The organism is Intestinimonas massiliensis (ex Afouda et al. 2020), from assembly GCF_900626285.1.
GTDB classification, from domain to species: domain Bacteria; phylum Bacillota; class Clostridia; order Oscillospirales; family Oscillospiraceae; genus Flavonifractor; species Flavonifractor massiliensis_A.
In genome coordinates, this window is sequence record NZ_LR131147.1 from 2,014,724 (window position 1) to 2,040,411 (window position 25,688).

Consider the following 25,688-nt stretch of genomic DNA (forward strand, 5'->3'; position numbering starts at 1 on the left):
ACCTCCATTTCTTATTTGCTTTTGTGCGAAGAAAACCCCGTCTGGGATTTGCTCAGTAAACGAGCCTTTACCTCAGACGGGGTTTCTCTGCGCGTCATCCGACGATGGAAGATGTTATCCTCGTTCTCCCATTCAATCAGCCGATCAAACATATCCGGGTGCTTTGTGACCATGTGCAGCAGCTCCGAGTCGCTTGCGTTGGGACAGAACCAGCAGCCGTTTCTCCGGCAGTGACCGTAAATCGGAGAAAGCAGCCCATGTTCCTGACAGAGCTTGTAGGCGTCCGCCTCGGTCATACCGTATTTGGCAAGCAGACTGACCTTCGTTATTCCATCCAGACGAGCAAGGCGTTTTGGCTCATCCTCCGCGATGCCGACATAGCTCACAGTGTCCGGCGAGAGTGCGGCATTGTACTTGCGGACTGGCGGGATTTTGCAGTCACGATTGACTGCACACATCCCGGCCCATGCAAAGCCGCGAACCTCGCCCTTGTGCGGTCCGCGGGTGATGACATGATGGAACACCTCATCGTAGGTCTTGTCTGCATGAAGAACGGTGAACTTGATGCCCAGCTCCTTTTCGCAGAAGGGCTTGATCCGGTCATAAATGAAGTCCCGGTGTTCCGGGACTTCGCCGCTTGTGTCTTTGTCGAACATGACCTCACTGAAAACCGCTTCGTCCAGCGGCTCATTGTGCTGTGCAGCCAGCAGGAGCGTCGCTACGCTGTCTTTGCCTCCGCTGCATGAAGCAACATACTTTGGGCGGGTCATCGATCAAACTCCATCTTGAAGCTGACGTATTTGCCGCCGCTGTCATCCAGACGAATGACCGCATCATAGAGCTGAGGCTTCTTCGGCGTGTAAAACCCGGTCACTCGGCACCAGCCCTTGTCCAGCAGCTCCTTTGCGATCTTCTTTGTCAGCTTCTTTTTCTTGCTGGAAAAGAACTTGTTGTCTTCCCACAGGCAGAAGGAGCATTCCTTGTTCGAGCAGTAGAAATTGCCCTTTCCGACATAGACCGGAGAGCCGCAGCGGGGACATTTGCCGATTTCCTCTTTGCCCGTGCCGAAACGCTGGGCTTCGGCATCGGAGAGAAACGGGTAGGCTTTCACGAGATCCCCGGTCATCCGGACAATGCCGCTGAGGAAGGCGTCTGCATCCGCATTGCCGCGCTCAATCTCCATGAGCGTGTTTTCCCATTCCGCAGTCATTGCGGGAGACGCGATCTGTTCCGGCAGAACACAGACGAGGTTGCAGCCGTCCTTTGTGGGAATGAGTGATTTGCCTTTGCGCTCTGCAAAGCCGGATTTCACCAGCTTTTCAATGATACCGGCGCGAGTCGCGGGAGTGCCGAGACCTTTCTTCTCGGTGTCATCGTCAAACTGATCGTTTCCGGCAGTCTCCATTGCAGACAGGAGCGTGTCTTCCGTGTACTGCTTCGGAGGCGTCGTGAAGTGTTCCGTAACGCTGGCGGACACATTATCCAGAACATCGCCCTCATGGACTTCGGGCAGGGACTTCATGGGAGCGTCTTTTTCCTTCGCCTTGAGGGAAGCCTTGAACAGCTCTTCGATGGCTTTCCATCCGTTTTGAACGACGGTCTTGCCCTTGGTTTTGAACTCGTAGCCCTCGCAGGAGAGCGAGATCTGCGTTTCTGCGTAGGTGTGCTTCTCGCCGGTCGCACACAGAAGGCGCATCCCGACAAGATTGAGAATTTTCTGCTCCGACTGAGGGAGTGCGGAAACATCCTGCTTTTCAAGCTGGACGGTCGGGAGAATGGCATGGTGATCTGTGACCTTGCTGTTGTCGGTTACGCAGGCAATGTCCGGAGTAACCGAAACACCGGAGAAAAGCGGAAGCTGGCGGCAGACAATAGAAATGACCTGACGGGCGGTGTCCTCCATATCGTCCGTAATGAACTGGCTGTCCGTGCGCGGATAGGTCAGGAGCTTCTTTTCGTAGAGTGTTTGTACGAGATCGAGCGTCTGCTGGGCGGTGAAGCCGTAGTATCGGTTTGCCTCGCGCTGCAAGGTGGTCAGATCATAGAGCTTCGGAGGATTGACGGTTTTCGTCTCTCGCTTGAGAGAAGAAACGACGGCTTGCTTTTTCTCGCAAGCCACCGCAATCTTCTTTGCTTCCTCTTCGGTTTTGACCTTTTCCAGATCGGCAGTCAGATCGCCCTTGCCGACGTGGACGTTGAAATACTTCTCCTTCTGGAACGTGGAGATTTTTCCGTCGCGCTCCACCAGCATTGCAAGGGTCGGCGTCTGGACGCGCCCGACCACCAGCTTCTTGTGATAGAGCGTGGTGAAAAGGCGGGTGCCGTTGATGCCGACAATCCAGTCCGCCTTTGAGCGGCTGAGTGCTGCATCATAGAGACGGTCATATTCCTTGCCGTCCCGGAGATGCTGGAAGCCTTCGCGGATGGCGGAATCCTCCAACGAGCTGATCCACAGGCGCTTGAAGGGCTTGGTGCAACTGGCTTTGTTGTAGACCAGCCGGAAGATCAGCTCACCCTCGCGTCCTGCATCGGTTGCGCAGACAAGCTCGGTGACGCGCTTGTCCTTCATGAGAGAGGACAGCACATTGAACTGCTGTGCTTTGTCCTTCATGACCTCAAACATCCAGCTTTCCGGAACAATAGGCAGATCGTCATACCGCCACTTGGCATACCGCTCATCGTAGGAGCTGGCGTCTGCCAGCTCCACCAGATGACCGAAGCACCACGAAACGATGTAATTGCCGCCCTCCATGTAGCCGTCCTTTCGGGTCGTCGCGCCCAGCACCTTTGCGATGGACTGGGCAACGCTGGGCTTTTCAGCAATGACTAAGATCAATCTTCATCACCATCCGTTTCAGCATCCTCCGCAATCTGCGGCTCTTCATCCTCGTTGATATACGGCTCTTCCTCATAGCCTTCATCATCAAAGAAGTCCATATCTTCATCCTTGGGCTTTCTGCCCTTGACGAACTTGATGTAGTAATACGCCGCACCCGCAGCACCAACAAGGACGAAGACGATAAGAACCATACCGACATTGGATTTCTTTTCAGGCTTGGGCGCAGGGACGTCGGTTTCTGCATCCTTATCCGGCTCAGGCGTCACGGGGGCTGTGCCGGTGCATTCGCTCATGTTGGTCTTGCAGACCGGGCAGTCTGTGTTGACCTGACCGGCAGCGCACTTTTCCTTGCAGTTACAGGTGGTCAGAGCAGCCGCAGTGTCTTCATCCAGCAGCGCAAGCAGGTCGCTCTCATCGACCATGTTGAGGAAGTATGTCTGATACTGTTCCTCGTCCTCATTGATGGGTGCATCGTAGTCGATGACAATGAAAAAGGTGTTGCCGTTTTTCGTCTGGACTGTGATGAACTGCTTGTTGGTTGCCCTGTCATAGAGCAAGTCGCGGGTGTAGGCGTTGCCCTCATCGTCAATCGGCTCACACTTCGGCTTTTCCGGCGCGGGCGTAGTCTCAGGCTGCTGTTCCAGCTGGGTTGCCTCTGTGACCGGAAGGTTCTGCTCGGTATCATCGGCGTAGGCAAACGCCGTCACCGAGAAGCAGGACAGAACCATGACGCAGATCGCAAGGACGGTCAGAAAACGAAACTTCTTACGCATTGTCGATTACCTCCGTATTTTCAGCGGGTTTGGTGCCGCCCTTCATGGAAGACAGGAACGCCATGATCTGATCCTTGTCCATCACCATAGAGCGCACGGTATTGATGATTTCAAGGTTCTCCAGCTCCGTCTTCTTGTCATACAGCTCCTTGAGCTGACCTTCGATTTCGGATTTCTTCTTTTCAGCCTTCTCAATGTCGGAGAGGACTTTCTGATACTTGGGATTCATGAAAAACTCCTTTCTTTTAATAGGCGGGTCTTCCGAAGGCGTAGAAATGCTGCTGCCAATAGGAAGAGTTGATGGATGTGTACTGAATGGGATCGCCGCAGTGGATCATGACCCCATCACCAACATAGATGCCGACGTGAGACACGCCGGGGGTGTCATACGTCCCGACAAAGAAGATGAGATCACCGGGCTGTGCATTCGCCTTTGAGACCGGCGTACAGACGTTGTAAAGCCCTTGTGCGCCCAGCCGCCCGGTATTCACAAGACCGCTGTTCGTGAGAACGTAGCTGACAAAGCCGGAGCAGTCAAAGGATGTGTCGGGATTGGAGCCGCCCCACACATACGGATAGCCGAGATACTTTTCCGCCTCGGTAATCAGCGTTGCAAACTTCTCGTCGTTCAGGTATTCCGGGTTGACATCGTAGTCGGCGGGAGGATTTGTGATGTACTTGTCCACATAGGGTGAGTTGGGGAATAGATCCTCGCGGTTGCCCAGCACAGACATATACGTCGCATACATGGAAAGCTGTTCCTGCCCCATGATGTAGACCGGGACGTGGGAGAGATTGAAGTTTTCGAGCTTCACGTTGCAGATGTAGTAGTCATACGGGACGCGATAGGTTTCCGTGTGCGTGTTGCCGTCTGCGTCCGTCCATGTGTCGGTCTCCGTGCGGTATCTGGTTTCGACGATAACCTCTTCGGTGAGGATGTACTGCTTCTCAAACAGCATTTGAAGCGTACCCTGCACCTCATCCAGCGTGAACTCGCCCTCGTGGAGAGCCGAGAGAATGGAGATCAGCACATAGGGGTCATGCTCAATATCGTCCAGATCGAAGTGGTATTCATCATAGTTGTGAGTGCTTTCGTAGGTGTCGAGATAGCTTTGCAGCTCTTGCTCCATCCGGCAATACTGCGCCTCCGCACCGAGCATCGCGTCATCCTCGCTGAGATAAGAGGAAGCGATAACCGACGAGCCGGTAGAGGTGAGCATCGAACACGAGCTGATACCGGCACCGAGCAAAACGAGAAGGGCAACTCCGACGCCGATCCAGATGAAGACCTTCTTGTTGTTCTCAAAGAACTCCTTGAGCTTGTCGGACACCTTTTCGCCGAGCTTCTTGCCGGTATTCTTCGTGGCAGTCCCGGCAGTCTGAGAACCGGCATTCCGTGCAGCGGCATATTCCTTCTTGATGTTCTGCTTCTGGTAGTGCTTGTTCATGTTCTGCTTCTTCATCTCAGGATGCTCCTGCTGATTTCTCTCATATTGGAGCTTGGCGTCAGCTACATCCGCCTTGTGTTCCAGCTTGGAAACCTTCTCATAAGGCTTGTTGACGCTGCTTTCCCGATGATGACGGAAATGCCTCGCAGCGGTCTCAGCGGCAATCTCTGTTTTATGCGCCGCCTCAACCGCCGAGTTTTCCTGCTCGACCTCATGGATTTTGCCGTGAATGCCGGAAGCAAGGGTGTCACCGACCTTGCGGACGGTTTTATCTGCCTCAAATTGCAGCTTGCCTTTGCTCTTGGGCTTTTTCAGCTCATCCTCAAAATGAAGGCGGGTTTTGCCCTTTCCGGTCTCTTCATCAAAGACACGCTCTTTCTTGAGAACCTTGTGCGTGGGCCGCTTCTCACGGGCAGCGTCCAGTCGCTCATGCGCCTTCTCGGACTTCCTTTCGAGCTTCTGCATCCGCTTCGTGGGCGGGACGGCATCGTCGATGATCGGCTTTGCGGAAGCAGTCTCCGCCGCTTGGGAGAGAACGGCATCCGCGTCAACGGCTTCAACCGCAGAGGTCTTGCGCAGCTTGTGCGTGACAACCGTTTCAGCAATCACCGTGCCGGTATGAGAAGAAACACCGTGCTGCTCTAAAGTTGGAGGCTTGAACGGCGTTTCCGAAGGCAGCGGTTCAGATACATTCTGGGGTGGATTATCCGGCTTTTTCTCTTCTGTGACGGACGTTTCCGAGGGCGGTTGTGTGTCATTATCCACGCCGTGTTCCGCCTGAAACTGACGCTGCTGACGGCGCATCTGCACCTTTTTCTGTTCCTCCGGTGAAAGAGCTTCGGAAGGCACGGCTGTCTCAGCGGGCTTCACCAGCTCTGCATCTTCCAGCCGCTTTGACACACGCTGCTCGGTGCCAGCCGTCAGGTTTGCCTCAACCGCGCCTTCCCGCGTCATCCGCACGACCACCTTGTCACGGGCTTTGAGTTCCGGTTCCTTCGCCATCAGATTTCACCTCCAATCCGCTTGTAGGCAAGCTCAGTGTATTCAGGGTTCAGCTCTATGCCCACGAAATGACGCCCCATCCGTGAGGCAACCATGCCGGTTGTGCCGCTCCCCATGAAGGGATCAAGCACAATGCCGCCTTCGGGACAACCGGCGAGAAGACAGGTCTCAACCAGCTTCGGAGGGTAGGCGGCATAGTGACCGCCCTTGAAGGGAACGGTGTTGATCTTCCAGACATCGCGTTTGTTGCGGACCGGATTGATGTCACAATACTTGATCTCGCCATGCTCACGGGGGCGGTTGATGGACTGCGGCTGAGGCTGACCGGGAACGGGCTTGCCGTATTTGTTGCCGCCCTTCATGCCGCGCTTGAGGCGTTCTGCCGTTGCAGGGGCAATCGGCTCGGAGATCGCCTTGTAGTCAAAGAAATACTTCTTGGACTTGGAAAACAGGAAGATATGCTCATAGCAGCGGGATAGGCGGTCTTTCACGCTCTCCGGCATGGGGTTATCCTTCGTCCAGATGATGTCGTTGCGCAGATACCAGCCGGTATCGCGGAGGGCAAAAGCCAGCATCCACGGAATGCCGATCATGTCCTTTGGCTTGCAGCCCTCAACCTTGTTGTTGAGAGCCACAGCCTGACCGTTTCTGCCGTTGGGGTTCTTCGGGTCAATATAATCACCCTGATTGCCCTTTCCAGCGTAGGTGTCCGAGATGTTCAGCCAGAGCGTTCCATCCGGACGCAAAACGCGCCTGACTTCGGTAAACACTTCCGTCAGGCGCGAGATATATTCCGTCGGCGTTGTCTCTCTGCCGATCTGAGCCTCCATGCCGTAATCACGGAGCGCGTAATACGGAGGGGACGTCACACAGCAATGAACGGTGTCATCGGGCAGGGCTTTCAGGATTTCAAGGCAATCGCCGGTATGAATGATGTCAAGCTCTATAAAAACCAGCTCCTTTCTTCGGATTTGAGCGCATATCAGTCGGAGTAATACTCGTCCGGCTCGTAGTCCTCATCTTCCATGAAGTCCTCGTCGAGATCATCAATCACGTCCGCCCAACGGTCGAAGATTTCCTCGGCTTCCTTCGCCGCCTCACGATAGAGGCTCAGGCGCTTCTTTTCAAAGGCAGCGAAGGCGGGGACGAACTTGGCAAACTCACGGATTGCCTTCACGTCCTGCGTGCGCATATCTGCAACGCACTGGATGATTTCGGACATGGTGAGCAGATCGTCGATCATGGTCTCGTAGTCCTCCTTGGCAATGGTGACGGTATCGGCATCGTCCTCAGCCGCTTCCTGATTACGGACACGGAAGGTCTCGTGGACATCCTTCATCAGCTTGATCACACAGTCGGTGGTCTCGTCGAAAATCTCCTGCATTCGTTCTGCCATCTCGTCGGCGCAGTCCTCCAGTTCCTCATGAACGTGGAGATAGGCGCGATGGTGCTTTTTCAGCTCGGTTTCCTCGTGGATGAGGGCGATGAGATCGGCGCTCATGTCGATGACCTCAAGCAGAAGGTCAATCGGCTTGGTGATGCTGCCGAACGTGGTATTCACGGGAACACCGCTGGCTTCTGCGATGATGCTCTTGGCGTTCTCAAGGTTAAAGTTCTTATCCATATTCAAAATCCTCCTATTACAATATATTTACGGTTTAAGGCACGGCAGCCAGCCGTGTCTTTTCCGTATCGTTGCCTAAGCTGTTAGAATGAGAGTGTCTTGGCCTGATGCAATCCTCCAAGGATCATCGCGTCCGTAACGAAGTCCGTCAGCCAGCCTCTCGTTCGCAGCGTTCGATTTATGCAGGTTGAGCCGCCACACCGGTGCGCCCGTGTCATCAAATAGATTGGATCGGCAATGATGAAATGGTTGGTCGCCAAAGACAAATCCATGATGAGGAGCGTTGTACATGAGCAATGTGGCAGGGATTGATATTTCCAAGGGAAAGAGCACGGTGTCTGTTCTCCGTCCCTTTGGGGAAGTGGTGGCAAAGCCGTTTTCTGTTGGTCACACCGGCAGTGAACTCAAAGAGCTGGCAGACTACTTGAAAAGCTTGGATGGTGAGACACGGGTGGTCATGGAGCACACCGGGCGGTACTATGAGCCGGTGGCCCGCTTTCTCCACGATCAGGGCATCTTTGTCAGCGCGGTCAATCCAAAGCTCATCAAGGACTACGGGAACAACACCCTGCGCAAAGTGAAAACAGACAAGGCGGATGCCAGGAAGATTGCCCGCTATGGGCTTGACAACTGGGTGGAATTGCGCCAACATACTCCTGTGGACACGATTCGGATGCAACTGAAAACGCTGAACCGGCAGCAGGGGCTGTACTCCAAGACCAAGACGATGATGAAAAACAATCTCATTGCGCTCCTGGACCAGACCTATCCCGGTGTCAATGCCCTGTTTGACAGTCCCGTCCGAGAGGACGGCAGTCAGAAATGGGTGGACTTTGCCACGGCCTTTTGGCATGTGGACTGCGTTCGGAATATGAGCCTTACTGCCTTTACCGAGCGCTACCGCAAGTGGTGCAAGCGCCATGGTTACAACTTCAGCCAGAGCCGAGCCGTTGAGATCCATGCTGGAGCACAAGATCTGATTGCCATGCTCCCCAAAGATGCCCTGACCAAAACGATGATCCGGCAGGCTATTGATGCGCTGAACGCCGTCTCTGCGTCTCTGGAACGGCTCAAGGCCGAAATGCGTACCTTGGCAGCCCAGCTCCCAGAATATCCCGTAGTCATGGCTATGCATGGTGTTGGAGATTCTCTTGGCCCGCAGCTTATGGCGGAACTTGGTGATGTAACTCGGTTCACCCACAGAAACGCCATTACGGCTTTTGCGGGGGTTGACCCTGGAGCTGACCAGTCCGGCACCCATGAGGCAAAGAGTACAAGAGCCTCCAAAAGCGGTCCGCCAGAACTGCGCAAAGCACTCTTCCTGGTCATGGACTGCTTGTTAAAAACTATGCCTGCGGACGACCCGGTGTACTGCTTTATGGACAAGAAGCGAGCCGAGGGCAAACCTTATCTGGTTTACATGACAGCCGGCGCCAACAAGTTCCTACGCATCTACTATGGCCGTGTAAAGGAGTATCTGGCTTTACGGGAAAATGCTGATTAACCACTTCCATACTCTTTCAATTTGACCGGCGCTTGCGCGGCGGTCTTTTTGTTTTGCTCTCTTTCGCCTCCTACTAAGGTTGCAAACTTTCCTCAATTCCCTGTTGACTTTTTATTTGCAGACTTAGNTGCTGATTAACCACTTCCATACTCTTTCAATTTGACCGGCGCTTGCGCGGCGGTCTTTTTGTTTTGCTCTCTTTCGCCTCCTACTAAGGTTGCAAACTTTCCTCAATTCCCTGTTGACTTTTTATTTGCAGACTTAGTTCTGTACGGTTTCTTCGAGTTTGGTGGTCATGATGCGGTAGAGCTGGGTGTCCTTCGGGAAATCGTCCTTGAAGGGAACGATGGTCGAGCCGTAGAAGATCAGCCCCTCACCGGCGTTGGAATTGGTGATGTAGTTCTGCTGGCTGGGCGAGATGTTCAGCGCCTTCGAGAGAATCTGCCGGTCGCCGGACGCCTGATTCAGAAGGTAGACAAAATCCGAGTTTTCAAAAATGTTCTCTACCTCGCGGGACGCAAGCAGATCCTTGACGTTCTGCGTGATGCCGGTCGGGATGCCGCCCCATTTTCTGAAACGCTTCCAGATTTCCACGCTGTACGCGGCGGTCTGTTCCTCTTTCAGCAAAAGGTGGAACTCGTCCATGTAGTAGCGCGTTGCCTTGTGCTGGGCGCGGTTGATGGTAACTCTGTTCCACACCTGATCCTGCACAATCAGCATACCGAGCTTCTTGAGCTGCTTGCCGAGTTCGCGGATGTCATAGCAGACGAAGCGGTTGTTGACATCCACATTCGTTCTGTGATTGAAGACGTTCAGAGAGCCGTGAACATAGATTTCAAGGGCAGTTGCAATGCGCTGTGCCTCCGGCTCCTTCTGATTTCTCAGAATGTTGTAGAGGTCTTCGAGGATCGGCATTTTCTCCGGCTTGGGGTCTGCAAGAAACTCCTGATAGACCATGCGGACGCTGCGGTCAATGATGGTCTTCTCAACCGGCTGCAAGCCGTCCTTGCCGCCGACAATCAGCTCACACATGGAGAGGATAAAGTCGGATTTCAGCGTAAGCGGGTTTTCCTCTTCGGAGTAGTTCGTGTTGATGTCCAACGGATTGATGTAATCCGTGCTGACCGGCGAGATACGGATGACCTGACCGCCGAGCTTCTGCACGAGGGGGAAATACTCGGCTTCGGGGTCGCAGACGATGATGTCATCCTCCGTGATGAGGAAGGCGTTCGTCATTTCACGCTTTGCGGAGAAGGACTTACCGGAACCGGGCGTACCCAAGATCAGTCCGTTGGGGTTTTTGAGCTGCTTACGGTCAACCATGATCATGTTGTTGGACAGCGCATTCAGCCCGTAGTAGAGAGCTTCGCCGCCCTGAAAAAGCTCCTGCGTGGTGAACGGCACGAAAACCGCCGTGCTGGAAGTGGTCAGTCCGCGTTCGATCTCCACCTGATTGACGCCGATAGGCAGAGATGACATCAGCCCTTCCTCCTGCTGGAAGTCAAGACGCTTGAGCGCACAGTTATACTTTTGGGCAATGGCGGCGGTCTGGAACACCGCATTTTCGAGCTTCTGGCGGTTGGTTGCTGTGTTCATGATGAGGATGGTCACAAGGAACAGTCTCTCATTGCGGGTCTGGAGATCCTGCAACAGACGCTTTGCCTCACCGCCGAAGGTGGCGAGATCGGACGGGATGATGTCCATATCGTAGCCGGAGCGGACAGCCTTTTTCTGCTCTTCAATCTTCATTTTGTCGAGGTCGGTGATCTTCGACTTGATGCTCTTGATTGCCTTCGCCTGGTCAATCGTCCGGATATGAAAATTGACCGTAATGTTGCTGTCCATCTCAAGGAAGTCGGCAAGCATACGGTCATTGAGTTCCGGCGCGAGGATTTGCAGGAAGCTCACCGCGCCGATGGTTTTGCCCATCTTGAAGCACTTGCCTTCACGGAAGTCAAAGGAAGTGGGAGCGATGAAGTCCTTGCTGGAAAGCCCCGTCCGGGCAACCATATCGAAGGAAAAGCGGAACGGCTCATTGCTGTCCATATTGAACACATCATGAAGCACTTTCAGCCGTTCGTAGCCGGACAGCGGCTCGGTTTTCACGCCGAGAGTTTTGAAGTTGTTGAGAATGTCGGTTTCAATGCGTTCGAGCTTCGGCTTTGCCGTGCGGAGGGAGTCCGCCTCAATGCCGAAGGTGATGTACTTCCTCTTGATCAGCCCGTTGTTGCCCTTGGTGAGCTGGTTTTGCAGCATACCGGAATACTCGGAGCGGATGTCGTTGAAGGCGTCCTCCTGTGCCGGAATGTTGATGCGCTTGCGGAACTCATTCAGGCTTGCCTTCTGATTGATGAAGGAGAGCTGGACGAAAATCGAGCTGTCGAAGTAGTTCAGAAAGTCGCACCAGTTCTCAAAGATGGCAGTTTTGTCCTCGTTCTGCGCAAGCTGGTAGTTGATGTCCTCAAAGGCGATGGACTTCGTGTAGAGGCGGCTGTTCACCTTGCAAATACCGTCACGGCACATCTCCACATAGGGGATGGTCTGCTGGGCGGACTTGCGGACTTTCTTTGCCTTCCTGTCCTTTTTCTTCTGCATGACGATCCGCTTCTTTTCCTGAGCGGAAAGGGCATCGCCGTAAACGACGCCGTTTTTGACCGTCATCTTAGGCTTTGCCTTTGCTGTGCTGTTGTTCAAGCTGCAATTCCTCCTGTTCTTTGATTTTCTGCTGAATCTCAGCGTAGAGATTGTTTGTGCGATAGGGACGCACCTTGTCCCGGATGAACATGGACTGTACGATGTGGTACAGATACTTTTCGGCGGGCTGACCGTCCTTCTCGTAAAGCGCGAAGAAGATAAACGGGAGCATGATAACCACCATCAGCATTGCCGCCGTAGACAAATCGAGATGCGCCTTCGCCAGAAAGAAGATCGGGACGCCGACTGCCGCAGCGATGGAAAAACAAATGAGCTGCCGCTTGGTCAGGTTGAACATGACCTTCGTTTTGACGCGGTTAAGATCCTTCGGGACCGGAACAAATGCCATTGACTGTTTCCTCCTTTCTAAGCTGCCTTTCGTAGCGCAGCTTCATTTGTGCGGGATATTGATCCTCCTTCGGCTGACGCTTGCCCGTCCAGCGAAGCCCACCCGCTTTGCCTTGACAGATCCAGCCGGAAGCCCGAAGGCTTGCACCGTTTTCGCTTTCCAGCGTGTAGGTGATGATGCGCTTATAGCCCATAGCCGCAGCAGCTCTTGCCGCCGCGCCGTAGAGAAAGCTGCAAGCGTTCTTTGCGCCGTTGGTGCATAGCCTTGTAACCTCCAATGTGAAGCCGTCATCCAGATACCGGCTGACGGGACGCCCGGCGATGATTACACCGACCAGCTCACCGTCTGCTTCACAGCCGATGGAGAACTTGTGACCGGCAACCGGCTTGTGATGTCGGTGATGCTGCCGGACATACTCGTTGGCGTCTCGAAGAGAGATGGGTTTTAGCCGCAGCATGGTGTTTCCTCCATAGGAAGATGAGCCGTGCATTCGACCTCGTTGCCCCAAACGTCCCAGCCTTCGGGAGACTGACGGGCAAAAAGCTCTACGCGGGGAAGGTCTCCCATGAGCCGAACAATGCGCTCCCGCGCCTCATCCGGCTTTTTGGAATGCTCTTCGATGTGGCTGAGGATGACCTGACGCACACCGGCGTCAACTCGCTTCGGGTGTCCCTTCGTGGCAAGGATGCAGATTTCCGCGTTTGCCCTTGTCCAATACCCCATGCCGGTGAAGAGGTCATCGTTCCTGCGGTTTTGCTTCACCCATACAAAAGCCACGGTCTTATAGGAAAAGCCCCATGCCGTCAGCACTTCGAGTGCTTCACAGAGGCACGGGAACGTGATCCAGAGAAACAGAGCGCAGTCCTTAGCGGCAAGCTCACCGACCGGAAGTGCCTTGATGTCTTCAATGCACATTGTCGGGTAGTGGCTTTCCGCCGACCGTCCCTGTCCCTTCTTGGAGTAAGTCCGATACGCCCAAGGGGGATCGGCGTAGATGATGCTGTACTTCTTCATGCTGCCGACCTCCTTAGTGCGCATGGAAGATGGATTTTGCGAGGCTTCCGGTCTTGAACAGCGAGAAGCACAGAATGACCGTGTACGCTGCCACAGAGAACAGAGCCGAATGAATGTTGTCTGCGATGATCATGCCGTTGATCAGCACCGCATAGATGCCGACGCAGACCATGATGAGAAAGCCCTGAAATGCCAGAGCGAACAAGCCTTTCAGATAGTTCGTGCCGATGCTGCCCCATTCGCGGTTGCTCATGGTTGCGATGGGAATAGGCGCAATGCTCACGGTGCAGTAAATCTCAATCATGCGCCCGTAGAGAATAACCGTAATGAGGATCGCCATGATTTTGAGGCACAGGCTGATCAGAAGCGTTTCTATCGACAGTCCGAGCAGTTCTCCGACACCCATGTTCTCCATGCCGGTACGCATCTGCGCAATCGTCGCGTGAATGTCAATGCTGGTGTTGCCGTGGATTACTCCTGCTGCACCGGAAACCACGTTCTGCCCGATGTCGAATACTGCCATCACGATGTCAAACGTGTGTGTCACGAGATAGATCGCCACAGCCGCCTTGAAAAACCACTTGAAGAACATCCAAGTGTCCATGTCGTGAAGGTTGTTTTTCTCGGTGATCATGGAAATCAGCTCGTAGCACAAAACAAAGGTGATGATGATACCAGCGATGGGGACTATCACGTTTTCAGATAGTCCCCGGATCATCTGGTACACGCCGCCGTTCCAGCCGGACGGTGTTTGCCCAACTTCGGCGGCAATCGTTCCTACCTTCTCGTTGACATCGGTGAACATATTGGTCAGGTTGCTCTCGATCCATCCGATCAGCATATCCTTGAGAGCTTGTTCGATCTTTTCTAAAATGCTGCCCAATATTTCACCACCCTTCGGTTAAGCTGGGCTTGCCGTGGATTAGCCGAACAAACCGGAGAGCAGGGGGATGAGGGTCGTGCCGATCAGCACCACACCGCCGCCAGCCATGAGCTGCTTGATACCTTGAGATTTAGCCGCAGGATTATCGTTTCCGTAGCCTTCCATGAGGTTAATAACACCCCACACTGCGAGACCCGCACCGAGGGCGATAACAAGCGTCTGGAGAACCGTAACTGCCTGATTGATAAATGCCATACTTGAATTTCCTCCTTAAATCGTTGGTGAATTGTGAGGGGCGAGTGCCTTTTCCAGCACCCGCCCCGATGGTTACTTCTGCGCGGCTGCCGGATTAACCGAACAGACCGGAGAGCAGAGGGATGAGGGTCGTGCCGATCAGCACCACACCACCGCCAGCCATGAGCTGCTTGATGCCCTGAGACTTGGCGCCGGGGTTGTCGTTGCCGTAGCCTTCCATGAGGTTGACAACACCCCACACTGCGAGACCGGCACCGAGGGCGATAACGAGCGTCTGAAGAACCGTGACAGCCTGATTGATGAAAGCCATAGATTTTCCTCCTTGATTTGAAAAAGATTGGTTGTGTATTTTTGAAAATGGGCATAAAAAAAGAAGCCCCGTCGCTGTTCTGCTTTGGGAGCCATCAGGCTTTACCCACTGCGCAGTGCAGCGACGGAGCTTTAATCTGCATCGACCTCGCCCATATCATAGAGGTCGAATGTGTCATCGGGCTTGACTACCAACTTGTGCTGCCGGTACTTCTCAATGTCAAAGGTGTTCCGCTTGTCGTAGTCGGAGAGCTGTCGGTATTTGGGATGCTTCGTAATGTCGTATTTGTTACTGAGAAAAGGTCTCACACCTCGAAGCTGCAAAATACACTTGGCCCCGTCCATGACGGCGATCTCATCCTGAGACATCAGTTCCTTGCCGGTTTTCTGGTAATTCAAGCCGTAGGAGTTGTTGTTGGAACGGGTTTCTGAGGTGTTGTAAAGGTCGATTGTCTCCTTGCCCAGCACCTCGCTGATTTCCTTGAGGGTCGATTTTTCTTTTCCGCCGAGGAAAAGTGTGCAGTCGCAGTTGCCCGTGATGGTGTCCGCCGCGTCCTTGTAGATGGTCTTGAGCTGAGACTGGGACTGCAAGATGATTGACGCCGAGATTTCCCGGCTTCGGATGGTGGCGATGAGCTTATCAAACTTCGGGATTTGACCGATGTTCGCAAACTCGTCCAGCAGACAGCGCACATGGACGGGAAGCCGTCCGTTGTAAACGTCATCTGCTTTGTCGCAGAGAAGGTTGAAGAGCTGGGAATACATGATCGCCACGACGAAATTGAAGGTGTCATCGGTGTCGGAAATGATGACGAACAGCGCCGTCTTCCGGTCTCCGATGGTGTCCAGTTCCATCTCATCGTAGCTCATCAGCTCCCGCAGCTCTGCAATGTCGAAGGGCGCAAGCCTTGCACCGCAGGAAATCAAAATCGACTTGGCGGTTTTGCCAGAGACGAAAAGTCAAGGACTTTTTCATCAAATTCAAAAAGAAGTCACATTTTGCGGACTTCCTCACGGAGCAGACGCTTGATTTTGTCCTCCATCGTCTCTTTTGCGGTCTGGCTGAAATGGACACGGACGATATAGGTTGTCTTGCCGATCTGCTTTCTGACAGTCGGGCAAGTGGCGGTGTTGGTTGCGGTATTGTTCATTCAAAATCCTCCTGTAAATGAAAAATGCCCGGTGACTGTTCATCATCGAGCGGTGTCGGTATGAGGGAACAAGGCAAGGCGGCAACATTAAGGTATCTATAAAAACCTTGCCGTCTTTGCCATGCTTGCCGTGTTCCTGTTGTCAGTCTCGGAGATAGCAGACCCATGCTGTGCCGTCTTTCTCGGTCACAAGTCTGTCCCCGATACGGCTCTTTGCCGTCCTCATGGTGCGTGAGGAAATCCCACGCTCATTGACTGCCTTTTCCAGTTCTGCGCTCGGCATACGCTTTCCGTCCGCAAGCAGTTCCAGAATGAGCATTTGCGCCTGTGCGGTCTTGCTCTCGGTCTTGGCGGTGTCCGTCCCGGCAAGAAGCTCGTCAGCGGTAATGTCATAAGCTCCTATCCACGCAAACCCTTTCTCGTCTCCCAGAGAAAAGGCAATGGACTGTCCGGGCGGCGCAAGGGAGCTTTTCTCATGGATCAGCACCCTCGTTGTGGGGCTGTCCTTCAGCTTGCCGATAAAGAGCAGACTGCGGACTGCCGCCGTAATGTCGATAGACCCTAATCCCCGGTAGGTGCTTTGCGTTCCTGCGGCTTTGTTGAGGTGTCCGATCAGCACGATAGCGCACCCGGTAGCCTGTGCAATGTCTCCCAGACTGCGGAATATCGGGCGCACCTCGTTTGCTCTGTTCATGTCCACATCTGCACCCAGAAAAGCCTGTACCGGGTCAATGATAACCAGCCTTGCGCTGTTTTCCCGGATTGCCCTTGCTATGCGTTCATCGGCAAGGGTCAGCGGTGTGTCTCTATCGTCAATGACAAGCACTCGTTCAAGGTCTGCGTCTGCTTCTATCAGTCGGGGCTTGACGGTATCACCCAGACCGTCCTCGGCGGTCTGATAGATGATATTGAAAGGCTCAAGTGTCTCCATACCGGGCAAAGGCTTTCGATTGGTGCAAGCCGCCGCAAGGCGCATGGCAAAGTAGGTCTTGCCCTCGCCGGGATTGCCCTGGATAATTGTCAGCTTTCCAAAGGGGATATACGGAAACCATAGCCAATCCACGCTCGTCAGCTCCACATCTGCCATGCGGAGCATGGGGACAGGCTGGGCGGTGGGCAGCTCTCGCAGCGTGATTGTCTCGGCTATGAATTTGCGGCTGGGAATGTCCCCTTGCTGACGGAGAACATCGTTCCAGTCTTTCCTTACCGGGACAAGGCGAATGACGGCGATCTCGCCGGGAATGTCCTGTGCCAGCCGGGTGCAGGCTTCACTTCCTGCGGTGTCGCTGTCAAGGCAGAGGAACACTTTTCGGATGTCCTTGCGTTCAGAAAGAAAACGGTCAAGGGCTTTGCCTGAAACGCCGCCCAGGGCAAGGTAGCTCCTTGTCTGCCAGTCCTGCGGATAAAGGCAGATAAAGGACAAAAGGTCAATCGGTGCTTCAAAGACAAAGAGCTGGTTGCCGTTTCCCTCATAGTGGAACGGATAGGATTTGTCAGACCCGGCAATGTCCTGTCTGAATGGGTCTGCCGTTCCTCGCACATGGGCGTATCTCGGCGTACCGCTTCGGTCTCTGCCGACAAACACAACATTGTGCCGCTTTGCGTCCTCGTAAATATCCCCGGAAAGAAGAAAAGCCTCAACAAGCGTTTTGTTGAGACCTCGGCTTTCTGTGAGATATTGGATTGCTCTGTCGGCTGTCCTGTTGTGCAAGGGCAAGTGAAACGCTGTGGGCGGTGCTGTGCTGGCTTCGCTCTGTCCCTCGGCGCTTTCGCCGGTTAAGAGCTGGACTGCTTCGGGAAAGGACTTGCCGTAAAACTCCATGACAAAATCAATAGGATAGCCGCCCTTGCTCTGGCTGTGGCGAAACCATTTGTTTCCCCGGACGGTCAGGCTGTCATGTTCTTTCCAGCGGTATTCCCGTCCGCTTTTGATAAGTGTCTCTCCCTGTGTGCGGAGAAAATCTTCCAGACTGACGGCGTTTGCCCGGTCGATCTGTGCTTGGGTGTACTGCATGGGCGTCCTCCTTACTTCTTGAAAACAGCGCATCGTCTGCAAATGCCATGCTCACGCTCGTCCAGCGTGTAGGGGCAGTTCGCACATTCCTCGCCGTACTGTCTCATGATAACAGGCAGATAGCCCAGCTCCTGCAACATATCAATCTGGCGGTCGGTGAGGGTGGCTTCAAAGGCAAGGCATTTCCGGGTGTGTTCGTCCAGCTCGATCAGGTCGGAAAGCGGTCTGCCATCGGTCAAAGCTTCTCCGCTCAAAAGGCGTTTTGCCGTTCTGCGGATGGGGTTGTACTCGTTCTTCCAGTCGTATTTTTTCATCGTGTCATATCCTCCTTTTTCTGTCGTGTTTGGGGTCGATTTTGGAGCTTTTGTTCCTCTGTACGCTCGTTAAATCGGGCGGCAGTATCTACACATGACTTGACCTTCCAAAGGCGGTGTAAATCGTCTCTGACGGTCTTAAACTCGCCATAGGTGGTGTTGTGCGCCTGTTCCAGCTCGTCATACTCGTCGGACAGCTTTTTCATATCCACCTTGCCGTCTGGGAACTCCCCGGTCAGCTTTCGTCTGGCGGCGTAGAACTGTATCAGTTCCGCTTCATGCTCTGCCTTGTACTTGGCTCTGGGCTTCTCAAGCTTGATTTTCTGCAAGCCGTCATAGACAGGCTTCAAGTTCTGGAAAGCGGCGGAGCTGTCATAGAGCCGCTTAATCGCTTTCATTCGTGCCGTCTGCTCATCCAGCGTTTTCTTCAAGCTCTCTGTGGCAGCACTGTGTTCGCTGACACGGCTTTCCAAATCTTCAAGGGAGTAAATGCCATTCCTCCGAAGATAATTGAAAGTCTCGTTCATCTCCTTTAGATTGCTGATTTTACCTTTCTGGGAATACGCCCCGGCTCTGCGCTGGGTGTAATAGGCGTTCAGCAGAGAAACAAGGTCGGGTGCCTGCGGCTTGGCAAGCTCCACCTTTGCTTCGGCAATCCAATCAAACAGGAGAGCGATTTTCTTCTTAATGTCCCGGATAACGGCATTGGTGGCTTTGATCCAGCGGTTGAACTCGCCTTTCTCGGTGCGTATGCCCTTCTTCTCCATTGCCCGGACGGTTGCGCCCTCATGGACGGTGGGAAGAAGCTCCACGCCCTGACGCTCATAGCTTCGGTGGTCGATACTAACGTCAAGCCCCTTTTCAGCAAACTTGGCGTTGCATAGCTCCGCCCATGTCTGCCGCCAGTATTCCAGCGTTTCGGGACTGCCCCAGTCGGTAGTGGGAACGGCGTTAAACACAAAGTTTCCATCTGCGTCCCGGATACGGTTGCCGTCCTCGTCCAGCTCGTAAACTCGGTGCTGCTTACAGCCCCATTTGCCGTTCTGCTCAATGGGACGGATGGGGCAAAGCACATGAAAATGCGGATTGGGTATGCCGCCGTCCTCCCGGTCTGGCTGGTGTACAGCGAAGTCAACCACCATGCCACGGCTCACAAACTGCTCCAATAAAAATTGCCTTGCAAGAGCGATGTTTTCCTCAAGGGAAAATTCATTCTGCAAAGCAATGTCAAAGCTGTATGCAAGCTGTGCCGTCTTTCCACGCTCGGCTTTTTCCACGGCGTTCCATAGGGTCTGGCGGTCTGCGTATTCGGGCGGTGCATGGGACGGCAGGAGAATGTCGGAGCAGATCACGCCGCCCTTGCGGGTGTAGTCGCTGTATTCGCCGTAATACTCGCTATACAATCGCTCCCCGGCACGGTAGGCGGCAGAAGCAATAGCGGACTGTCCTGCGCTTCGCTTAGTCTGCGTGACGCTCAGATGAAATAGTGCCATCGGCTTTCAACTCCTTTTCTCTGTTCGCTTGGTTGGTGTGAGTAATCGCCATGTGACGGACGGCTCGCTGGACTTCGGACAGAGAAAAGATGTGTTCCATCAGCTCTGTCATTTCGGTGCGTGTGAGATCTTTGACCTCCGGGGCAAGACTCTCAACCGTGCCGCCCAGATTGCAAAGGCGGTGGGTGCGCTTGGTGCGTTCGCCTTTCTCCAGATACTTCTTTCTATTCTCAAGACGCTCCAGCTTGTGCTGTTCCTGTGCAAGCTGCGTCTCGGCTCGTTCCTTTTCGGTTCGGAGCTGTTCAAGGGTTTTCGGTTTTGTCATTGTGATTGACCTCCTTTTTTGATTTTGGGGATAAAAAAAGACCGTCAACTTTTCGCATAGTGCGACCAGTCAACGGTCAGTTTTTCGGTATTCAGTTGTTGTGTTCAGTTCGGTAAATTGAAGTTGGTCAAAGTTGTTGGCGAAGATATTCCACAACATTTCCATTCGTATCATAGAAACAGATGTTTCCTACATTGAGGGGCAGGACAATGGCGAAAGGCTTGCCACTATCAATATCAATCACCTGAATGCCGTTGCCATCATCTACTTCAAGTCGAACAATATTTTGGGTATTCATTGAGATAAATGCCCTTTCGTTATTTCCCTCAACAACAAACTCTGCAATGTAATCATCAACCTCAACTATATCTCCACCACCACGGAAGAAATATCCAAAAGACAAGCCAGGGCGATTTACATAGACAGAAAAAGTGTGGTCTGTCTTGTCCTGTGGGTAAGAAATAAATGCAGCCATTGTGTCGGAAATGCTTCCATCAACAATCCAATCATCCAAAATTTTTTGAGATTGGCGAATGTCTGCTTCTAAACTGTTTGCGGTTTTACCAATGTCATTGTTTGCATAAAGGAAACCGAAAACCAACACACAAGCCAAAATAACACCCAAGAGGATTATGGGTAATTTCTTTTTCATAGAATCACACTCCTTTATCAAATTAAGATTCTTGATTTTCAAACTTGCTGGCGGCGAACGGTTTGTCAAAACCGTTTGCGGACGGCAAGTCCACAGGGGATAGCCGCTTTAGCGGCGCAAGGGGGTGTAGCCACCTTGACGGAACGAAGTGACGCAACATTCTCGGTCATGCAGTTTTCTTCTGCTGACGGAGAATGAAGCTCCGCAGGGCGCACTACTCTCGACAGAGAGTATAGAAGTGCGCCCTTTAGTTCCTAAAGGGGTTTGCTCCGGCTTAATTTCTCGACAAACTGCAATTAGTCATTTCAGTAAGTATTTTCCGAGTCCTATCTGAATCAAATATAGGACAAGGATATGTGCTGGATAAAAAACATAGAAGAAGTATTTTAGCTTCAGTTTACCACGCTTTCCGTTGTATAGCAGAATAAGCAAGCAGGCAAGAAGCGTACATAAAGGCGGTTGATTCCCCGTTGTCCCCATGTAAGCCAAAAGGAACAGCAACACTTGATAGATTCGGTGATTACGGCAAATATAAAATGCTGATATGAATAAGATCCCCTGCATACCGTAGTCACAATGGATTCCTTCCGCAATGCCGGAAAAAAGCACTACACTGAGAACTTGCAGGACTGCTGATTTTATTCTATCCACCGGTAGGTCTGATTTACACGAAAATCTTTCAAGGCATACCAATGTCAATAAGCCTAAAAACAAGGTGAAAAATACATTTTGATACTTCAAGTAAAACGGAAATGTATCTTCCATTCGTGAATACGCACTAAAGAAACCTATGTCAAATGGAACTTCCGAAATAAGGGCAAATGCAAGCATCAACCCAATATAGCGTTTTTTACTTCTTGTGTGTTGGAATCCTTCTGCCAGCAAAAAACAGAATAGCGGAAAAGCAATCGTCCCAATGCTTTGCAAATCAAACCGTATGAAATAATCTATCTCTCGGAATCTCTCCCACGACATTTGCCCGTTATCTGCCATAGCCCCCCAGTAGTTTGATAGCAGCCATTGCAGCACAATTTTACATAGATGGTCAATAAGCATTGTCAGTACAGCAATAACCTTTAGCGAATTTCCTGAGAGAAATTGAATGCGATTTATTTTCCTATCAAGGCTCATAAAGCAACCTCCTACCAACTTCCAATTCTACGATTTTTCGCATTCAAATTATACCATAAAACTCGTGAACAATTCTATCGCAACTTTGGAATATATGAGAAAAGTCCGAACAGTTTTCTGCCCGGACTTCCTCACTCAATCATAAATCAATTCTGCTTTCACAATCTCCTCTGCCTGTGCCTTGCAAGCGTTCATCTGCCGCACCCATTCCATTTGATTATCGGCTTTCAGTTGCTCAGTCACACCGTTTTGCTCTGCCAGTGACCGCACGATCAGCTCCATGCGGTTTCGTGCCGCTTCGTCAATCTCGGCACAATGTTCAAAGAGCTTGTCGGATAGCACCAGTTCATTGAACAGTATCGGGCGGTGCATTTCCAGATACGCCTTGCGAAGTCTGCCGTAGTGTCCGATGGGCTTGGTCTTGCGGATAACGATGTTCGGGATAAGATAATCGCCGTTCTGTGTGTAAGTGATATTCATGCTGATTGTACTCCTTTCATTGGCTCTCTCTGCGGTAAGCTGCTGACAGGGACGAACACGCCCTTTGCAATGTCCTCTGCACGAATGGCGGCTTTCTTGGCTTCGATTTCTGCCTTTTTCCGCTCCTTGATTTTATCCTCGTATCGCTTCTGCGCTCCGCTGGCTTTACGCTTCAAGTAGTTCTGATGAAGTCTGTCCTTGCGTTCCTCTCGCTTGCGGATTTCTTCTAATTCCTCCGGGGTCAGCTCCACTTCTCCAAACGCCGGGGGAACGAAACGCCCAACAAAATTGAAGTAAATCTCAACCTCCTGTGTGGTCTGTATACTTCCTTTGCGGTCACGCTCATGCACAAGAATTTTCTCGATAAACTCGTTGAGCATGGCAATGGTCAGCTTGTCGAAGTTCTCATACTTACCAATCAGAGCGATAAAACGGTCAGCGTCCTTTTCGTGCTTCTCATAGCTCTTGACAGCCTTTTCCAGAACAGAGATTTCAGCGGTAAGCTCGGACTGTTCCTTTTCGTATTGAGCGTCCAGAGTGGCGTATCTGCTGTCGGACAGCTTGCCTAAAATGTTGTCCTCATAGATTTTGCAGAGCAGGACTTCCAGCTCGGAAACTCTCTGCTTTGCTGTGGCAAGGCGTGTCCGCTGTTTCCTGACCTCTGCCGTCTGCTGGCTGGACTGTGCTTCCTGCACCACACGGACAAACTCGGCTCTGTCATGCTTGGCATATTCGGCAATAGCTTTGAGCATTTCGGAAACAAGGGACAGTACCACATCTTCATTGATACGGTGCTGTGTCGTGCAGAGCTTTCCAACTGGGACTTTGCTGTATTGGGAACAGGTATATTGAGAAATACGCTTGCCGTTGTTGGTACGGTGGACATACATCTTGCCGCCGCAATCGGCACAATAAAGCAAGCCTGTGAGGGGAGCTGCTTCGCCCCAGCCGTCCGGGTAGCGTCTGACATTCCCACGGATTTTCTGCACAAGGTCAAAGGTCTGCTGGTCAATAATGGCTTCGTGCGTATTCTCAAAAATCGTCCATTCGTCCTCCGGGACATAATGGCTTTTCTTGTCCTTGAAGTGCTTTCGGGTCTTGAAATTGATGGTGTGTCCCAGATATTCACGCTTTTCAAGAAGGTTGCAGATGGTGGAAGAACCCCAGCCGTACACATCTTTGAAAGTCTTATTCTTGTTCACGCCCTCGCCGTGCTGGGCAAGGTAAGCAGACGGAATAAGCACCTTTTCCGATTTCAGTTTGCTGGCGATCTGATACGGACCGTAACCCTCAATCGTCATGGCAAAGATGCGCTTGACCACCTCTGCGGCTTCGGGGTCAACCAACCATTGGTCTCTGGCTTCGTTCCAGAGATAGCCGTAAATGACCGTGCCTGTGAGGTGCTTGCCGGACTTGCCTTTTGACTGGAAAGTGGAACGGATTTTACGGCTGGTGTCTCTGGCGTAATACTCGTTCATAATGTTGCGGAAAGGGGTAAAATCATCGTCCCCTCTGGCACTGTCCACGCCGTCATTGATGGCGATAAGGCGAACGCCACGCTGACGCAGGATTTCCATAATCTGACCAACTTTCAGATAGTCACGACCCATGCGGCTCATGTCCTTGATGCACAAATACTCCACATTCCCGGCTTCAACCTCTTTCATCATTGCCAAAAATCCGGGACGGTCAAAGCAAGTACCACTAATGCCATCGTCCGTGAAATGGACAATGTTCGTAAACCCCTGCCGTGCGGCGAACTCCTCCAACATAGCCTTTTGATTGGAAATGGAATTGCTCTCACGCTGCTGGTCATCATCTTTGCCAAAGTCATCACGGCTCAGTCGTTCGTACAGAGCAGTGATTTTCTCGTTTTTTCTCATAACTTGCGCTCCTTTCTTCGGTTTTAGGTTGTGTGTTCTAAGAGACTTCCCAACCGCTTGATTAAGAAGTCTTTTAGAGCATACAACACCCGCAGCTAATTTGTATTTGCGGTACTGCTTGACCGCGAAGTGGTCAGGATCGCGGGCTTCCAGCTCGTCGAACATGACATCCACAGGGTTCTTGAAGGTCTCATCGTCCTCTCTGGCTTCCGAGGCATTGATCATTTCGAGCAGGGTAGTAAAGTTTTTCTCGTGATCAGGTGCCTCGTACCAGATGTAACCGATGAGGGCTGTATAGTACAGCTTCTCCGCCTTCACCCAAAAATCTTCGCCGGACTTATCGCCATCTCCCTTCGTGTTGACGATGATCGTATTGACCAGCTTGAGGATGTCCTTCTCGCTGCGGATGTACGCGAATGGGTTGTAGTGCATGGATTTTTTGAAATTGATGGTGTTCAGCGACTTGATGACATAGCCGCCCTTTTCGAGCATCCTGCCGCACTCTACCAGCACCGTACCCTTCGGGTCGGTGACAACGTATGAACTGTGCATCTGCATCAGATTTGGTTTTACAAAAAAGCGCGTCTTGCCTGAGCCGGAACCGCCGATGACAAGGATGTTCTTGTTGCGGGCGTATTTCGGCTGCTTTGGACGGCTGTTCATGGTCAGGAACTCCGTCTGCGTCAGAATGACATTGTTGGAAAACTCCGGGTCCATGTACGGCTTGATGTCCTCCGGCTTACCCCAGCGGGCAGAGCCGTACTCTTCGCCCTTCCGGAACTTCTTGCGGTTCTTACCCTTGACGTAAACTGCCAGCTTGAGCAACACGCCAGCCGACAGACCGATGAGCAGATCAACGAGATGAAAGCTGGGAAACGGATTTGCAAAGGCTGTGCCGAACACGGCAAAACCGTTTGTCAGCTTGTCGATGAACGCTGTGCCGGGTGCAAGGCGGAACACAGCGGCGATCTTATCCGCAAAGTAAAAGGCAAAGACATACGGGAGGTTCAGAAGAATGAGCTTCTTCACATCGGACTTGTTCACAGCTCCACACCCCGATCCTTGGTCTTGACCTTGACTTTCTCTTTGTGCTGCGACTTGCTCTGGGCTTTTTCCTGATCCAGCTTGTGCCGGATAGACGGCTGTTCCTTCTGCTTGACCGTCTTGGCGGAGAACTCCTTGAAGGCGGCGGTCATGACATCAACGTCCCGTCCCTTGAAGAAGACAAGATAGCTGGGCGGCTCAACGGAAACGTCCTTCTTGAGCGCAAAGTCCAGACCGTATTTACTGGCTGTTCGCTCAAAGGACTTGATGTTGCCGTCCGTCACTTCGATGTTGGAGATGGCGGCGTTCTGGCTCATCAGATGCTTGATGGACTGCTTGCCGCGATAGGTTTTTGGCTTCTGCATCTGCTTCTGCGCCTTCTCAATCTCCTGCACGAACTTGTCCAGTGCCTTTTTCAGCACCTCGGCTGAGATTTTGCCGCCCTTGATCATGATTGCAACAACTTTGGTGTTGACTTCATCCTGCATTGCAGTGATACCTCCTTTC

25 protein-coding genes and 2 pseudogenes are annotated in these 25,688 nt (G+C 52.5%); 1 reads left to right on the forward strand and 26 read right to left on the reverse strand.

Annotated elements, in window-relative coordinates; genetic code table 11:
- Positions 1–11: 11 nt before the first annotated feature.
- From E0E41_RS10100 to E0E41_RS10130, 7 genes are all read right to left on the reverse strand, one after another.
- Positions 12–770 (reverse strand): phosphoadenosine phosphosulfate reductase, encoded by a 759-nt coding sequence (locus E0E41_RS10100; RefSeq protein ID WP_130869793.1) that lies wholly within the window; start codon positions 768–770, stop codon positions 12–14.
- Positions 767–2,836, reverse strand: a complete 2,070-nt coding sequence (locus E0E41_RS10105) for a DNA topoisomerase 3 (protein WP_130869794.1) — start codon at positions 2,834–2,836, stop codon at positions 767–769. Before E0E41_RS10105 ends, E0E41_RS10100 begins: the two co-directional genes overlap by 4 nt.
- Positions 2,833–3,612: a DUF4366 domain-containing protein gene (locus E0E41_RS10110; protein ID WP_130869795.1), complete on the reverse strand. Its 780-nt coding sequence runs from the start codon at positions 3,610–3,612 to the stop codon at positions 2,833–2,835. The genes E0E41_RS10105 and E0E41_RS10110 overlap by 4 nt, the downstream gene beginning before the upstream one ends.
- Complete coding sequence (locus E0E41_RS10115; RefSeq protein ID WP_006573549.1) at positions 3,605–3,841, reverse strand: DUF4315 family protein; 237 nt, start codon at positions 3,839–3,841, stop codon at positions 3,605–3,607. Before E0E41_RS10115 ends, E0E41_RS10110 begins: the two co-directional genes overlap by 8 nt.
- A 16-nt stretch (positions 3,842–3,857) precedes the next feature.
- Entirely contained in the window at positions 3,858–6,062 is a 2,205-nt protein-coding gene (locus E0E41_RS10120) for a C40 family peptidase (RefSeq protein ID WP_130869796.1), read from the reverse strand.
- Positions 6,062–6,892 (reverse strand): DNA-methyltransferase, encoded by an 831-nt coding sequence (locus tag E0E41_RS10125; protein ID WP_242623753.1) that lies wholly within the window; start codon positions 6,890–6,892, stop codon positions 6,062–6,064. Before E0E41_RS10125 ends, E0E41_RS10120 begins: the two co-directional genes overlap by 1 nt.
- Before the next feature lie 152 nt (positions 6,893–7,044).
- Positions 7,045–7,686, reverse strand: a complete 642-nt coding sequence (locus tag E0E41_RS10130; protein ID WP_130869798.1) for a nitrogen fixation protein — start codon at positions 7,684–7,686, stop codon at positions 7,045–7,047.
- 289 nt (positions 7,687–7,975) lie between these two features.
- On the opposite strand from E0E41_RS10130, the gene E0E41_RS10135 reads away from it, so the two are divergent.
- Positions 7,976–9,190, forward strand: a complete 1,215-nt coding sequence (locus E0E41_RS10135) for an IS110 family transposase (RefSeq protein WP_130869799.1) — start codon at positions 7,976–7,978, stop codon at positions 9,188–9,190.
- Between the two features lie 261 nt (positions 9,191–9,451).
- Here the strand turns inward: E0E41_RS10135 and E0E41_RS10140 are convergent, their stop codons facing one another.
- The 19 genes and pseudogenes from E0E41_RS10140 to E0E41_RS10225 form a co-directional block, all read right to left on the reverse strand.
- Entirely contained in the window at positions 9,452–11,851 is a 2,400-nt protein-coding gene (locus E0E41_RS10140; protein WP_130869800.1) for a VirB4-like conjugal transfer ATPase, CD1110 family, read from the reverse strand.
- A 1-nt stretch (position 11,852) separates the two neighbouring features.
- On the reverse strand, positions 11,853–12,233 hold the full coding sequence (locus E0E41_RS10145; protein ID WP_005934790.1) for a PrgI family protein: 381 nt from the start codon (positions 12,231–12,233) through the stop codon (positions 11,853–11,855).
- Positions 12,202–12,690: an XF1762 family protein gene (locus E0E41_RS10150; RefSeq protein WP_071430980.1), complete on the reverse strand. Its 489-nt coding sequence runs from the start codon at positions 12,688–12,690 to the stop codon at positions 12,202–12,204. Before E0E41_RS10150 ends, E0E41_RS10145 begins: the two co-directional genes overlap by 32 nt.
- Positions 12,678–13,271: an MT-A70 family methyltransferase gene (locus E0E41_RS10155; RefSeq protein WP_081365654.1), complete on the reverse strand. Its 594-nt coding sequence runs from the start codon at positions 13,269–13,271 to the stop codon at positions 12,678–12,680. The genes E0E41_RS10150 and E0E41_RS10155 overlap by 13 nt, the downstream gene beginning before the upstream one ends.
- On the reverse strand, positions 13,261–14,130 hold the full coding sequence (locus tag E0E41_RS10160) for a VirB6/TrbL-like conjugal transfer protein, CD1112 family (protein ID WP_130869801.1): 870 nt from the start codon (positions 14,128–14,130) through the stop codon (positions 13,261–13,263). Before E0E41_RS10160 ends, E0E41_RS10155 begins: the two co-directional genes overlap by 11 nt.
- Positions 14,131–14,169: 39 nt before the next feature.
- On the reverse strand, positions 14,170–14,385 hold the full coding sequence (locus E0E41_RS10165) for a Maff2 family mobile element protein (RefSeq protein WP_130869802.1): 216 nt from the start codon (positions 14,383–14,385) through the stop codon (positions 14,170–14,172).
- A gap of 94 nt (positions 14,386–14,479) precedes the next feature.
- On the reverse strand, positions 14,480–14,695 hold the full coding sequence (locus E0E41_RS10170) for a Maff2 family mobile element protein (protein WP_005934794.1): 216 nt from the start codon (positions 14,693–14,695) through the stop codon (positions 14,480–14,482).
- Between the two features lie 131 nt (positions 14,696–14,826).
- Positions 14,827–15,645: pseudogene (locus E0E41_RS10175) on the reverse strand (VirD4-like conjugal transfer protein, CD1115 family); the annotation flags it as partial.
- A gap of 41 nt (positions 15,646–15,686) precedes the next feature.
- Positions 15,687–15,845, reverse strand: coding sequence for a transposon-encoded TnpW family protein (locus E0E41_RS10180; protein WP_006428300.1), 159 nt, complete (start codon positions 15,843–15,845; stop codon positions 15,687–15,689).
- Positions 15,846–15,987: 142 nt separating this feature from the next.
- A complete protein-coding gene (locus tag E0E41_RS10185; RefSeq protein ID WP_117861105.1) occupies positions 15,988–17,859 on the reverse strand; it encodes an AAA family ATPase in 1,872 nt (623 codons plus the stop codon).
- Between the two features lie 11 nt (positions 17,860–17,870).
- Positions 17,871–18,173: a hypothetical protein gene (locus E0E41_RS10190; protein WP_024729653.1), complete on the reverse strand. Its 303-nt coding sequence runs from the start codon at positions 18,171–18,173 to the stop codon at positions 17,871–17,873.
- On the reverse strand, positions 18,170–19,666 hold the full coding sequence (mobQ, locus tag E0E41_RS10195; protein WP_130869803.1) for a MobQ family relaxase: 1,497 nt from the start codon (positions 19,664–19,666) through the stop codon (positions 18,170–18,172). The genes E0E41_RS10190 and mobQ overlap by 4 nt, the downstream gene beginning before the upstream one ends.
- On the reverse strand, positions 19,632–19,991 hold the full coding sequence (locus E0E41_RS10200; RefSeq protein ID WP_130869804.1) for a DUF3847 domain-containing protein: 360 nt from the start codon (positions 19,989–19,991) through the stop codon (positions 19,632–19,634). Before E0E41_RS10200 ends, mobQ begins: the two co-directional genes overlap by 35 nt.
- A 127-nt stretch (positions 19,992–20,118) precedes the next feature.
- The gene (locus tag E0E41_RS10205) at positions 20,119–20,643 is read right to left on the reverse strand and encodes a hypothetical protein (protein WP_015516227.1); all 525 of its coding nucleotides are present in this window, start codon (positions 20,641–20,643) and stop codon (positions 20,119–20,121) included.
- Positions 20,644–20,943: 300 nt separating this feature from the next.
- Entirely contained in the window at positions 20,944–21,774 is an 831-nt protein-coding gene (locus E0E41_RS10210; RefSeq protein ID WP_025483373.1) for a TraX family protein, read from the reverse strand.
- A 135-nt stretch (positions 21,775–21,909) separates the two neighbouring features.
- Positions 21,910–22,254 (reverse strand): TnpV protein, encoded by a 345-nt coding sequence (locus tag E0E41_RS10215; RefSeq protein ID WP_033119194.1) that lies wholly within the window; start codon positions 22,252–22,254, stop codon positions 21,910–21,912.
- Positions 22,251–24,137, reverse strand: a complete 1,887-nt coding sequence (locus tag E0E41_RS19270) for a DUF4368 domain-containing protein (protein WP_368019950.1) — start codon at positions 24,135–24,137, stop codon at positions 22,251–22,253. The genes E0E41_RS10215 and E0E41_RS19270 overlap by 4 nt, the downstream gene beginning before the upstream one ends.
- A gap of 60 nt (positions 24,138–24,197) precedes the next feature.
- Positions 24,198–25,181, reverse strand: a pseudogene (locus tag E0E41_RS19275) (type IV secretory system conjugative DNA transfer family protein); the annotation flags it as partial.
- Positions 25,178–25,669 carry a PcfB family protein gene (locus E0E41_RS10225; protein WP_130869806.1) on the reverse strand — a complete coding sequence of 164 codons (492 nt, stop codon included), beginning with the start codon at positions 25,667–25,669 and terminating at the stop codon, positions 25,178–25,180. The pseudogene E0E41_RS19275 and the gene E0E41_RS10225, both read right to left, overlap by 4 nt.
- Positions 25,670–25,688 lie beyond the last annotated feature (19 nt).